Raw genomic sequence first — 12923 nt, forward strand, 5'->3', positions numbered from 1 at the left:
ACCGCAGCCGCGGGCCGGACAGCCGCACGCCCGTGCGGCTGGCGTGCGCCTGCACCTGCCACGTCGCCCCCAGCAGCGTGGTCATGTCCTCGCGCGTGAGGAAGTCCGGCGCGGGGTGCGGGCCCTCCTGCACGGCCAGCCGCCACGCGCGCGTGAACCGCGGCCGCAGCTCGATCGGCACCGCCGCTCGCTCATCGGCCGCCCGCTCGTCGGCCACCCGCTCGTCGGCCGGCACCAGGACGTCCCCGGTCTGGAGCGCCCGGCCCGCGTAGCCGCCGAACCCGCCGAGCGTGAACGTCGCCGCCGAGCCCAGGTAGTCGGGAACATCCAGCCCGCCGTGCACCAGCACGTACGTCCGCAGGCCGGCGTGCCCGGGTGCCGCGACGTCGAGCACGGCCCCGGCCGCGACGCGCACGGGCTCCCACTGCGGGACCGAGCGCCCGTCGAGCGTCACCACGGCCGGGGCGCCCGTCACGCACACCCACGTGTCGTGGCTGAACCGCAGCCGCGGCCCGGTGAGCGTGCACTCGAGCCCGGGCGCACCCTCGTCGTTGCCCAGCGCGCGGTTGCCGAGCCGGAACGACAGGTCGTCCATCGGCCCCGACGGCGGCACCCCGACCTCCCACAGGCCGCGCCGGCCCGGCCAGTCCTGCACGGTCGTCATGTCCCCGCCGCGCAGCACCTCGACCCACGGCTCGTCGTCGAGCACGTCCGCGAGCAGCCCGGTGTCGACGGCACCGGCGTGCACGCGAGCGTCGGCCAGCGCGGCGCGCAGCTGCGGCAGGTTGGTGGCGACCCCTTCGACCCGCGTCCCGGCGAGCGCCTCGCCGGCCCGGGCGAGCGCCTGCGCGCGGTCCCGGCCGTGCACCACGACCTTGGCGAGCAGCGGGTCGAAGTAGCGCGTGACGCGCTGCCCGGGCTCGGCCCAGCCGTCGACGCGCACGGGCGGCAGCGTCACGTGCGTGAGCGTGCCGGTGCTGGGCAGGCCGCCGCGGCGCGGGTCCTCGGCGTACACGCGGGCCTGCACGGCGTGCCCACTCGTCGGCACGGCGTCGGGACGGCCCGCGAGGACGTCGTCGCCGTCGACGAGGCGCAGCATCCACTCGACCAGGTCGACCCCGGTGACCTCCTCGGTCACGGTGTGCTCGACCTGCAGGCGCGCGTTGACCTCGAGCATCGCGGCGTCGCCGCGCTCGAGGTCGACGACGAACTCGACGGTCCCGACGCTGCGGTACGCCTGCGCGGCGAGCAGGTCCCGGGCCCAGCCGACGAGGCGCGCGCGCAGCGCGTCGGGCAGCCCCGGGGCGGGCGCCTCCTCGATCACCTTCTGGTGGCGGCGCTGCACCGAGCAGTCGCGGTCCCCGAGCGTGACGACCCGGCCACGCCCGTCGCCGAACGCCTGGACCTCGACGTGCCGCGCGCGGCGCACGAGCCGCTCGACGTACAGCGCGGGGTTGCCGAACAGCTCCTGGGCGGTGCGGCGCACGTCCTCGACGGCCGCGACGAGCTCGGCGGGCGTCGCGCACCGGCGCAGGCCGAGCCCGCCCCCGCCCGCGACGGCCTTGACCATCACGGGGTAGCCGATCGCGTCGGCGGCCAGCAGCGCGTCGTCGAGGCCGGTCAGCGCGTCCGACGCCGCGAGCACGGGGACGCCGGCCGCGTGCGCCGCGTGCCGCGCGCGCAGCTTGTCGCCGAACGTCGCGACCTGCGCGGGCGTCGGGCCGACGAACGCGAGCCCGGCCGCCTCGACGTCCGCGACGAACACCGCGTCCTCGGACAGGAACCCGTAGCCCGGGTGCAGCGCGGTCGCACCGGACCGCCGCGCGGCGGCCAGGACGAGCCCCGCGTCGAGGTAGGCGCGCGGGTCCGACCCCAGGTGCACGACGTCGTCGGCCAGGCGCACGTGCGGCGCCGCGACGTCGTCGTCGGTGCACAGCGCGACGGTCCGCCACCCGAGCCGCCGGGCGGTCTGCAGCACCCGCACCGCGACCTCCCCCCGGTTCGCGACGACCAGCGTGCGTCCCACGGCACCCCTCCCGTCGCTCCCGATGCAGGTCCGGGGCGTATACACCCCCGTATCCCGAACGGTACGAACAGGATGTTTCCTCCCGGACCCACCTAGATGAACGCCGCGTTACGCCCCCCATGGCGCCGCTTCGTCGCCTGATCGCGTCGGTTCGTCGCAGCCGCGCCGGTTCGTCGCCTCGCAGCGACGAACCGCAGCGGGAACAACGAACCGCCGCGCGGCGTACCCGTGTCGCCGCGCACCGAGGGGCGGCGACACCGGGCGCAGGGCGTCAGCCTGCGAGGGCCATGCGGGTCATCGCGCTCGTCGCGCGTTCCATGACGACTTCCAGCGACTCGCCCACGTGCTGGTGCAGGGCGGTGAGGGCTTCCGGGAGGCGGCGGGCCACGACCAGCTCGAGGATCTCGATGTGCTCGTCGATGGTCGTGGCGATGCGGGAGGTCTCGACGAAGTCGTGCATGCGCACCGCGCGGATCTTCTGGTTGACCGTCACGAGCGCCTCGGTGAGCTGGGCGTTGCCCGACGACGCGGAGAGCACCTGGTGGTAGCGCTCGTCGAGCAGCACGAACGACGGGTCGGGTGCCGGGGGCGCCGAGCGCAGCCCCACCCAGAACTCGAGCTCGGCCCGCAGCGCGGCCTCGTCGTGCCGCACCGACGGGTTCTCGATCGCCCGCTGGATGCCGCGCAGCTCGAGCGTGATGCGCAGCTCGTACAGGTTGCGCAGGTCCTCCAGCGACGGCACGACGACCGCGTACCCGAAGTCCGTGCGCTCGATCAGCCCGTCGGACAGCAGCCGCGACAGCGCCTCGCGCACCGGGGTGCGCGACACGTCGAACGTCTTGCCCAGCTTGGGCTCGGTGAGCCGCTCGCGCGGGCTGATCCGGCCGTTGAGGATCTCGTCGCGCAGCCGGTGGTACACCACCTCGCGCAGCGACCGACCGTCCGTCGGCGCACTCGTCGTGCTCGCGTCGGCCACGTCAGGACGCGGACCCGTGCTCATGGACATGGAGCCTAACCCTGCGCCCCGCGCGCCCCGCCGACCGGCGCACGCTGCGCGCGCCGGGCCCCTCCCCCCCGCGTCGCCCGCTCACAGCGCCATCGCCGCGCGCACGGCGTCCTCCCGCTCGAGCCCGCCGGACCCCTCGCTCGTGACGCGCCCCGACTCGAGCACGTAGTACCGCGCCGCGGCGGACAGCGCGAACCCGACGTGCTGCTCGACGAGCAGCACCGCGAGCCCGCCGGCGGCCGTCAACGTCATGATCGCGTCCTCGATCTCCTGCACGACGTTCGGCTGGATGCCTTCGGTCGGCTCGTCGAGGATCAGCACCCGCGGGCCCGTGATCAGCGCGCGGGCGATCGCGAGCTGCTGGCGCTGCCCGCCGGACAGCAGGCCCGCCCGCCGCCCGAGCAGCTCACGCAGGGCCGGGAACAGGTCGAGCGCGGCGTCCATCCGAGCCCGCCCCGCGGCGCCCGCGCCGTCCGCGACGAGCTGCAGGTTCTCCCGCGCGGTGAGCGTGCCGAACGACTGCTGCCCCTGCGGCACGTAGGCGAGCCCGCGCCGCACGCGTTGGTGCGGCCGCAGCCTGGTGACGTCCTCGCCGCCCAGCAGGACCGTCCCGCTGCGCACGGGCAGCAGGCCCACCGCGGCGCGCAGCAGCGTCGTCTTGCCCGCGCCGTTGTGGCCCATGACCGCGGTCACGGAGTCCTCGCCCACCTCGACGTCGACGCCGTGCACCACGGACGTGCGGCCGTAGCCCACGTGCACCCCGGTCAGTCGCAGCATCACTCCACCTCCGTCGCGGAGCCGCGCGCGCCCGCGCCACGGCCCAGGTACACCTCGACGACCTTGGGGTCGGCCTGCACCTGCGCGACCGTCCCCTCCGACAGCACGCGCCCCTGGTGCAGCACCGTGACCGACGAGGCGAACGCGCGCAGGAACTCCATGTCGTGCTCGACGACGACGACCGTGCGCTGCTCGCCGATGCGCCGCAGCAGCTGCCCGGTCTGCTCCCGCTCGGCGTGGCTCATGCCGGCCACGGGCTCGTCGAGCAGCAGCAGGCGCGCGTCCTGGACCAGGAGCATCCCGATCTCGAGCCACTGCTTCTGCCCGTGCGCGAGCACGCCCGCGGGTGCGTCGGCGAGCGCGGTGAGCCCGATCGTCTCGAGGGCCTGCGCGACCTCGTCGGGGATCGTGCGCCGCCGCCGCAGCAGGGTCGGCAGCCCCCGGCCCGAGCCGGCCGCGATGTCGAGGTTCTGCAGGACGCTGAGCTCGTCGAACACGCTCGCGGTCTGGAACGTGCGTCCCACCCCCGCGCGCACGATCCGGTGCGCGGGCCGACCGACGAGCTCCACGCGGCCGAACTGCACCGAGCCCGAGCACCGTGCGAGTCCCGTGATCGCGTCGACGATCGTCGTCTTGCCCGCGCCGTTCGGACCGATGAGGAACCGCAGGTCGCCCTGCGTGACGGTCAGGTCGACCCCGTCGACCGCGACGAACCCGTCGAACTCGACGCGCAGCCCGCGGACCTCGAGGTAGTCGTGCCGGAACCGCTCGCCGGGTGCGGCGATCACGGCCTCGAGCGCCTGGGGGTCGAGCGTGACCTGCGGCTCGTCCACGCCCGGCTCGGTGAGGGCTGGCTGCTCGGTCATGCGGTCCTCCCTGCGCTCGCGGTGGCCTCGTCGTGCTCGTCGTCGGGGGTCGTGGGGACGTCGGTACCGGGCGCGTCGGCGGCCGGGCCGGCGGGCTCGTCGGACGACGAGCGACGCCGCACGCGCAGCCGGCCGAGCGTCGCGAACCCGTCGGGCAGGAAGGCGACGACGAGGATGAACAACCCGCCCAGGAAGTACGTCCAGAACGACGGGAACCGCTCGGACAGGCTCGTCTCCGCCCAGGACACGGCGAGCGAGCCGACGACCGGGCCGAGCAGCGTCGCGCGCCCGCCGATCGCGACGCCCACGAGGAACGCGATCGACGGCACCACCCCCACGTCGGCGGGCGAGATGATCCCGACGATCGGCGCGAACAGGGCCCCGCCGATCGCCGCGAACAGCGCCGCGACCGTGTACGCGAGCACCTTGACCAGCGCGGGGTCGTACCCGAGGAACCGCACGCGGTTCTCCTGGTCGCGCACCGCGACGAGCAGCTCGCCGTAGCGCGAGCGCATGATCAGCCGCACGGTCAGCACCATGACGAGCAACGTGCCCGCGGCGATGTAGTAGAGCATCTGCTTGTTCAACGGGTCCGCCAGCGAGAACCCGAAGAACGACCGGAACCCGTTGAGCCCGTTGGTCCCGCCGGTGACCTTCTGCTGGCCGATGAGCAGGATGACGAACGCGGCCGCGAGGGCCTGCGACAGGATCGCGAAGTACGCGCCGCGCACGCGCCGCTTGAACACCGCGAGCCCGAGCAGCGCGGCGAGTCCTGCGGGCAGCAGCAGGATCGCCAGGATCGTGACGACGGGGCTGCGCATCGGCTCCCACCACGCGGGGACGGTGCCGTCGCCGTACAGGAGCATGAAGTCGGGCACGCCGTCCGGGCCGGCGTCGGCGAGCTTGAGGTGCATCGCCATGAGGTAGCCGCCGAGCCCGAAGAACACGCCCTGGCCGAGCGTGAGCATCCCGCCGCGGCCCCACGCGAGCCCGATCCCGACCGCGACCATCGCGAGGCAGATGAACTTCGCGAGCAGGTTGAGCCGGAAGTCCGACAGGACGTTCGGCGCGACGACGAACAGCAGCAGACCGGCCACGCCGATCCCGACGAGCAGGCGGGCCCGCTCGTGCGACCACAGGGCGCTCATGCGAGGCTCCTCGTCCGGACGGCGACCAGACCCTGCGGCCTGACCTGCAGGAACGCGACGATGATGACGAACACGAGCACCTTGGCGACGCTCGCGGTCGACGAGTACTCGATCCCGGCCTGCAGGAGCCCGAGCCCGAACGCGGCGATCACCGCACCCTTGAGCTGGCCGATGCCGCCGACCACGACGACGAGGAACGCGTCGACGATGTAGGAGGTCCCGAGCGTCGGCCCGATCGAGCCGAGCAGGGTCAGCGCGACGCCCGCGACACCCGCGACGCCCGAGCCCAGGAAGAACGTGAGCCGGTCCGTGGCGCGAGTCGAGATGCCCGCGGTCTCGGCCAGGTCGCGGTTCGCGACCGTCGCGCGGATGCGCCGGCCGAGCGGCGTGAGCTTGAGCGCGAGGGCCAGCGCGACGACCGCGAGCGTGGCCAGCGCGAGGATGAACAGGCGCGTCCTGGGGACGCCGACCCCGAGCACCTGGACCGCGCCCGAGAGCCAGTCCGGCGCGCGCACGTCCACGTTCGGCGCCCCGAACACGTCCCGCGCGAGCTGCTGCAGCACGAGCGCGACCCCGAACGTGACGAGCAACGTGTCGAGCGGCCGGTGGTACATGCGGGAGATCAGGGTGACCTCGAGCAGCAGGCCGAGCAGCCCCCCGACCAGGAACCCGATCACCAGGGACACGAGCAGCGAGACACCGGCGTCGGCGACGACCTTCTGCACGACGAACGCCGTGTAGGCGCCCGCCATCATGAACTCGCCGTGCGCCATGTTGATGACGCCCATCTGCCCGAACGTGAGCGCGAGGCCGAGCGCTGCGAGCAGCAGCACCGACCCGAGGCTCAGCCCGGCGAAGAGCTGTGAGACCAGGGCATCCATGCACCCGCGTCCTTCCTGCGCCCTCGTCGGGCGCGGCCTGCCGACGCCCGTGGGCGACGAACGGCTGGGGGCGGTGGCCCGACGCACGGAGAGCATCGTCGGACCACCGCCGTCAGAGGTGGGTCAGGACAGGCCCTCGGCCCACTCGTAGCCCTCGAGGAACGGGTCCGGCTCGATGGGGCCGTCGGACTCCCAGACCGGGTAGATCAGGCCGTCGGCGTCGATCTTGCCGATGAGCGCGGTCTTGGCGATGTGGTGGTTGTCGCCGTTGACCGTGACCGTGCCCTCGGGGGCCTCGAACGTCACGCCGTCGGCCGCGGCCTGCACGTCGGCCACCGCGAACGACTTCGCCTTCTCGACCATGCCCTTCCACAGGTAGAGCGAGGTGTAGGCGGCCTCCATGGGGTCGGACGTCACGCGCTCGTCGCCGTACTCCGCCTTGAACGCCGCGACGAACTTCTCGTTCGCCGGGCTGTCGACCGTCTGGTAGTAGTTCCACGCGGTGAGCTGGCCGACGATGTTGTCGACGCCGATGCCGCCGACCTCCTCCTCGGCGATCGACACCGAGACCACCGGCACCGTCTCGGCGGTCAGGCCGACGTTCTTGTACTCCTTGAAGAACGCGACGTTGGAGTCACCGTTGAGCGTGTTGAACACCGCCTGCGCGCCCGAGCCCTTGAGCTTGGTCACGATCGTCGAGAAGTCCGTGTGGCCCAGCGGGGCGTACTCCTCGCCGACGACCTCGATCCCGTTCGCGCCGGCGTACGCGAGGATCTCCTTGTTCGCGGTGCGCGGGAACACGTAGTCCGAGCCGACGAGGAAGACCTTCGTGACGCCTTGCTCCTTGAGGTAGTCCATCGCGGGGATGATCTGCTGGTTCGTCGTCGCACCCGTGTAGAAGATGTTGGGCGAGGCCTCGAGGCCCTCGTACTGCACGGGGTAGAACAGCAGCGACTCGTTGTCCTCGAAGACCGGCAGCATCGCCTTGCGCGACGACGAGGTCCACCCGCCGAACACCGCGGCCACGCAGTCGGACTTGATGAGCTTCTCCGCCTTCTCGGCGAACACCGTGGGCTCGGACTGACCGTCCTCACCGACGATCGTCAGCTGCTTGCCGAGCACGCCGCCCGCGGCGTTGATCTCCTTGGCCGCGAGGTCGAGCGCGTCGCGCACCGTCTGCTCGGAGATCGCCATCGTGCCGGACAGCGAGTTGAGGAAGCCGATCTTCACCGCGTCGCCGTCGGTCTCGACGCACGAGCCCGCGGCGCTCTCGCCGGAGGCCTCGTCGTCGGTGCGCGACCCACAGGCCGACAGGGCGAGAAGAGCGGCGAGCGCCGCGCTGGACACCGCGAGCGCGCGGGTGGTGCGCATGGTTCTGGTCACGGAGGGGACCCTTTCGCTGGGGTGGAGCTCACGAGCGGAACCGGACGGGGGCGCAGGCACCGCGGCGCACCGCGCTGTGTCCCGGGGTGTATACATCCCTGTGCCCATGTCGCAGGACGGTAGGAGCCGGGTGTTTCGGACAGCGACGCCCGGGCGTGAACGGGGTGTTTCGTCCTGATCCCGATCCGGTCACGCCTGCGGGTGCGGCACCGCGGGTCGGCGCGCGCCTACGCTGCGACCATGCACCTGCGCGCCCTCGACCAGTCCGCGAAGCTCAAGGACGTCCTCTACGAGATCCGTGGGGCGACGCTCACCGAGGCGGCGCGCCTGGAGGCCGAGGGCCACGCGATCCTCAAGCTCAACACCGGCAACCCCGCCGCGTTCGGGTTCGAGGCGCCGCACCAGATCGTGCGCGACATGATCGCGGCGATCCCGACCGCGCACGGCTACAGCGAGTCCCAAGGCATCCTCTCCGCGCGCCGTGCCGTCGTCACGCGCTACGAGACGGACCCCGAGTTCCCGCTGTTCGACGTCGAGGACGTCTACGTGGGCAACGGCGTCTCCGAGCTCATCACGATGGTCATGCAGGCGCTGCTCGACGAGGGCGACGAGGTGCTCATCCCGTCCCCCGACTACCCGCTGTGGACCGCGATGACGTCGCTGTCCGACGGCAAGCCGGTGCACTACCGGTGCGACGAGACGACGGGCTGGCAGCCGGACCTCGAGCACCTCGAGTCCCTCGTCACGCCCCGCACCAAGGCGCTCGTCGTCATCAACCCGAACAACCCGACGGGTGCGGTCTACCCGCGCGAGACGCTCGTCGCACTCGCCGACATCGCGCGCCGGCACTCGCTGCTGCTGCTGGCCGACGAGATCTACGACCGGATCCTGTTCGACGGCGCGGTCCACACGCCGCTCGCCTCGGTCGCGCACGACCTGCTGTGCCTGACGTTCAACGGCCTGTCCAAGACCTACCGGGTCGCCGGGTACCGCTCGGGGTGGATGGTCGTCACCGGGCCGCGCGAGCACGCGACGGGGTTCCTCGAGGGCATCCAGCTGCTCGCGTCCACGCGCCTGTGCGCGAACGTGCCCGCGCAGCACGCGCTGCAGGCCGCCCTCGGCGGCGTCCAGTCGATCGACGCGCTGATCGCGCCCGGCGGGCGGCTGCACGAGCAGCGCGACGTCGCGTGGCGCGGCCTGACCTCGATCCCGGGCGTGACGTGCGTGCGGCCCGACGGCGCGCTGTACCTCTTCCCGCGCCTCGACCCCGACGTCCACGAGATCCACGACGACGCCAGGCTGGTCTACGACCTGCTGGTCAGCGAGCACATCCTGCTGGTGCAGGGCACGGGCTTCAACTGGCCCACGCCGGACCACCTGCGGATCGTCACGCTGCCCGAGGCGCGCGTGCTCGGCGAGGCCGTCGAGCGCCTCGGCAACTTCCTGTCCTCCTACCGCCAGTGAGACCCGAGGAGAGCTGACGGGCGAGGTCGTCGGTGGTCAGCTCGCGACGAAGCGCGCGTGGACCGCGGACTCGACCGTGATGTCCTCGGGCTTCAGGTCGAGCTGGCCGCCCGCCCCGTCGGCGACGGCACCGCGCATCATCGCGACGGCCTCGTGCGCCACCGGTCGGCTCTGGTCACCCAGCATCCCGGGCTCGGCGAGCGCGACCGCACGCACGTCGGCCAGCCCGAGCGCCCGCGCGTAGGCGCCCGCACGCTCGACCGCGTCCGCGACGGCCCGGGCGCGTGCGTCGGCGACGAGCCGCTTCTTCGTGACCTCGGTGAGCGTCCAGGTCACGCCCTGCACCGTGACCCCGTCGAGCACCGCGACCTGCTCGACCCACTCGGCCAGACGCGCGAGGTCCGAGAACTTCGCCTCGAGCCCGACCTGCGCGTGGTGCACGAACGGGAGCTGCTTGCCGTGGTCGTTCCACGGCCGCCGGCTCCACACGCTGAGCCGCTGCGCCGACCACCACGTGACCGGACCCGACGACGGGTCGTGCAGCGCGCGCACCTGGTCGACGATCCGGGCGTGCGCGTGCGTCGTGCGCTGCACCACGTCGTCCCGCTGCGGCCCCTCGAACCCGACGACGAGCGAGACGGTCCCGCGCTCGGCCGCGTGATGGTGCTCGAACCGGCCCTCGACGGTGATCGTGGTCTCCTGCACACGCCCGAGGCTAGTGGGCGCGGACCCGCACCGCCGGGCGTCGGGCCGCGTCGCCGACGACCGCCGGGTCCACGACCGGCACCCCGGCACGACGCGCACGCCGCCGGTCACCCACCACGCGCAGGACGACGACGAGCGCACCACCCAGCGCCCCGGCGACCGCGGCGACCAGCACGTCGTCGGTCGTCGCGCGACGCCCCGTGACCAGGACGTGCTGCAGGACCTCGATGACGACGCCCGTCGTCGCCGTCGCGAGCGCGGCCCGCCACGGGCCCCAGCCGAGCCGCGCCGCGAGCAGCGCACCGCCCAGGCCGAACAGCAGCAGGCTCCCGCCGACCTGCCCGACCGTCGCCGGCCAGGACGCCTGCGCGTACGAGCCGAGGTCCCGGAAGGGCACGAGCTCGGGATCGGCCTCACCCGCGTGCGGCAACGGCCGCAGCGTCACCGTGGCGAGCACGAGCGCCCACACGACGACGAGCGCCTCGCCCACCGAGCGGCACACGGCCGACGACGACCGCTCGGTCCCCCGGTACGCCCAGCACCCGAGGAAGACCCCACCAGCGACCACCGCCCCGACCACCGTGACCACGGCGGCGAGGTCGGAGAAGTTGCGCCACAGCTGTGTCACGGAAGCCCCCTGCTCCGGTGCTCGCAGCACGGCCGCGCCACTGCGGCCGACCACGACCCTAGCGCGCACGCCCGCGCGGCGGCAGGGGGCTGCGCGGGCCCGTCCGTGCCTGCGCCGGCGCGCCCGGGGACGACGAACGGGCCGGCCACCCGAAGGTGACCGGCCCGTCCTGGGTCGTGCTGCCGGACGCTCGGCGTCCGGCGGTGCTCAGCTCAGAGGCCGGCGTCGGCTCAGAAGCCGCCGCCGAAGTCCTCGCCGCCACCGGCCGGGGCCGCGGGGGCCTTCTCCGGCTTGTCGGCCACGACGGCCTCGGTGGTGAGGAACAGAGCGGCGATCGACGACGCGTTCTGCAGCGCCGAGCGCGTGACCTTGACCGGGTCGTTGACGCCCGCGGCCAGCAGGTCCTCGTACGTGTTGGTCGCGGCGTTGAGGCCGTGACCCGTCGGCAGGTTGCGGACCTTCTCGGCCACGACGCCGCCCTCGAGACCGGCGTTGATCGCGATCTGCTTGAGCGGGGCCTCGATCGCGAGCTTCACGATCGCGGCACCCGTCGCCTCGTCACCCTCGAGCTTGAGGTCCGCGAACGCGGTGTTGCCGGCCTGGATGAGCGCCACGCCACCACCGGCGACGATGCCCTCCTCGACGGCCGCCTTGGCGTTGCGCACGGCGTCCTCGATGCGGTGCTTGCGCTCCTTGAGCTCGACCTCGGTGGCCGCGCCCGCCTTGATGACGGCGACGCCGCCGGCGAGCTTGGCGAGGCGCTCCTGCAGCTTCTCGCGGTCGTAGTCCGAGTCCGAGTTCTCGATCTCGGCGCGGATCTGCGTGACACGACCGGCGATCTGGTCGGCCTGGCCGGAGCCCTCGACGATCGTGGTCTCGTCCTTGGTGACGACGATCTTGCGCGCCTGGCCGAGGACCTCGAGGCCGACCGTGTCGAGCTTGAGGCCGACGGTCTCGCTGACGACCTGGCCACCCGTGAGGATCGCCATGTCCTGCAGCATCGCCTTGCGGCGGTCGCCGAAGCCGGGAGCCTTGACGGCGACCGACTTGAACAGGCCACGGATCTTGTTCACGACGAGGGTCGCGAGGGCCTCACCCTCGACGTCCTCGGCCACGATGAACAGCGGCTTGCCGGACTGGATGACCTTCTCCAGCAGCGGGAGCAGGTCCTTGACGTTCGAGATCTTGCCCTCGACGAGCAGGACGTACGCGTCCTCGAGGACGGCCTCCTGACGCTCCGGGTCGGTGACGAAGTACGCCGACAGGAAGCCCTTGTCGAAGCGCATGCCCTCGGTGAGCTCGAGCTCGAGACCGAGCGCGTTGGACTCCTCGACGGTGATGACGCCTTCCTTGCCCACCTTGTCGAGGGCCTCGGCGATCAGGTCGCCGATCGCCTGGTCGCCGGCGGAGATCGCGGCCGTGGCGGCGATCTGCTCCTTGGTCTCGACCTCCTTGGCCTGCGCGAGCAGGGCAGCGGTGACGGCCTCGACGGCCTTCTCGATGCCACGCTTCAGCGCGATCGGGTTCGCACCCGCCGCGACGTTGCGCAGGCCCTCGCGCACGAGCGCCTGGGCCAGGACGGTCGCCGTCGTCGTGCCGTCACCGGCGACGTCGTCGGTCTTCTTGGCGACCTCCTTGACGAGCTCCGCACCGATCTTCTCGAAGGGGTCCTCGAGGTCGATCTCCTTGGCGATGGAGACGCCGTCGTTCGTGATCGTCGGCGCGCCCCACTTCTTGTCGAGCACGACGTTGCGGCCCTTCGGGCCGAGCGTGACCTTCACGGTGTCGGCGAGGACGTTCAGACCCCGCTCGATACCGCGGCGGGCCTCCTCGTTGAAGGCAATGATCTTGGCCATGTGGCGAGCGATCCTTCGCTTGGGTTCGGGTCGGCCGGTCGGTGCCCGCGACGGACGACGACCGGGCGCGCGGTCTTGTCCCGCACACCCGACGTCTCACCTGACGGCCGGGGTGGTTCTGTCACTCTCTACCCGAGAGTGCTAAGTCAATGGTTAGCACTCGACCCCCGAGAGTGCAAGCAG

11 protein-coding genes are annotated in these 12923 nt (G+C 72.6%); 1 reads left to right on the forward strand and 10 read right to left on the reverse strand.

Features of this window, described 5'->3' with window-relative positions:
* The 7 genes from CWIS_RS01800 to urtA form a co-directional block, all read right to left on the reverse strand.
* A partial coding sequence (locus tag CWIS_RS01800) for a biotin carboxylase N-terminal domain-containing protein (protein WP_048341525.1) occupies positions 1–2026 on the reverse strand: 2026 nt, incomplete at its 3' end.
* 271 nt (positions 2027–2297) lie between these two features.
* Positions 2298–3026 carry a GntR family transcriptional regulator gene (locus tag CWIS_RS01805; protein WP_229747283.1) on the reverse strand — a complete coding sequence of 243 codons (729 nt, stop codon included), beginning with the start codon at positions 3024–3026 and terminating at the stop codon, positions 2298–2300.
* A gap of 87 nt (positions 3027–3113) precedes the next feature.
* Positions 3114–3809, reverse strand: coding sequence for an urea ABC transporter ATP-binding subunit UrtE (urtE, locus tag CWIS_RS01810; protein WP_048341580.1), 696 nt, complete (start codon positions 3807–3809; stop codon positions 3114–3116).
* Positions 3809–4675 (reverse strand): urea ABC transporter ATP-binding protein UrtD, encoded by an 867-nt coding sequence (gene urtD / locus CWIS_RS01815; RefSeq protein WP_082156142.1) that lies wholly within the window; start codon positions 4673–4675, stop codon positions 3809–3811. Before urtD ends, urtE begins: the two co-directional genes overlap by 1 nt.
* Complete coding sequence (gene urtC, locus CWIS_RS01820; RefSeq protein WP_048341527.1) at positions 4672–5823, reverse strand: urea ABC transporter permease subunit UrtC; 1152 nt, start codon at positions 5821–5823, stop codon at positions 4672–4674. Before urtC ends, urtD begins: the two co-directional genes overlap by 4 nt.
* Positions 5820–6704, reverse strand: coding sequence for an urea ABC transporter permease subunit UrtB (gene urtB / locus CWIS_RS01825; protein ID WP_048341528.1), 885 nt, complete (start codon positions 6702–6704; stop codon positions 5820–5822). Before urtB ends, urtC begins: the two co-directional genes overlap by 4 nt.
* 123 nt (positions 6705–6827) lie before the next feature.
* On the reverse strand, positions 6828–8087 hold the full coding sequence (gene urtA / locus CWIS_RS01830; RefSeq protein ID WP_231583629.1) for an urea ABC transporter substrate-binding protein: 1260 nt from the start codon (positions 8085–8087) through the stop codon (positions 6828–6830).
* Between the two features lie 240 nt (positions 8088–8327).
* On the opposite strand from urtA, the gene CWIS_RS01835 reads away from it, so the two are divergent.
* The gene (locus CWIS_RS01835) at positions 8328–9551 is read left to right on the forward strand and encodes a pyridoxal phosphate-dependent aminotransferase (protein WP_048341582.1); all 1224 of its coding nucleotides are present in this window, start codon (positions 8328–8330) and stop codon (positions 9549–9551) included.
* A gap of 36 nt (positions 9552–9587) precedes the next feature.
* Here the strand turns inward: CWIS_RS01835 and CWIS_RS01840 are convergent, their stop codons facing one another.
* The 3 genes from CWIS_RS01840 to groL form a co-directional block, all read right to left on the reverse strand.
* Positions 9588–10256, reverse strand: coding sequence for an SIMPL domain-containing protein (locus CWIS_RS01840; protein WP_048341583.1), 669 nt, complete (start codon positions 10254–10256; stop codon positions 9588–9590).
* Positions 10257–10266: 10 nt separating this feature from the next.
* Positions 10267–10884 carry a VanZ family protein gene (locus tag CWIS_RS01845; RefSeq protein WP_048341530.1) on the reverse strand — a complete coding sequence of 206 codons (618 nt, stop codon included), beginning with the start codon at positions 10882–10884 and terminating at the stop codon, positions 10267–10269.
* 230 nt (positions 10885–11114) lie between these two features.
* Positions 11115–12740 (reverse strand): chaperonin GroEL, encoded by a 1626-nt coding sequence (groL, locus tag CWIS_RS01850; RefSeq protein WP_048341531.1) that lies wholly within the window; start codon positions 12738–12740, stop codon positions 11115–11117.
* Between the last annotated feature and the right edge of the window lie 183 nt (positions 12741–12923).

The sequence above is a fragment of the Cellulomonas sp. A375-1 genome (assembly GCF_001040865.1).
Taxonomy (GTDB): domain Bacteria; phylum Actinomycetota; class Actinomycetes; order Actinomycetales; family Cellulomonadaceae; genus Cellulomonas; species Cellulomonas gelida.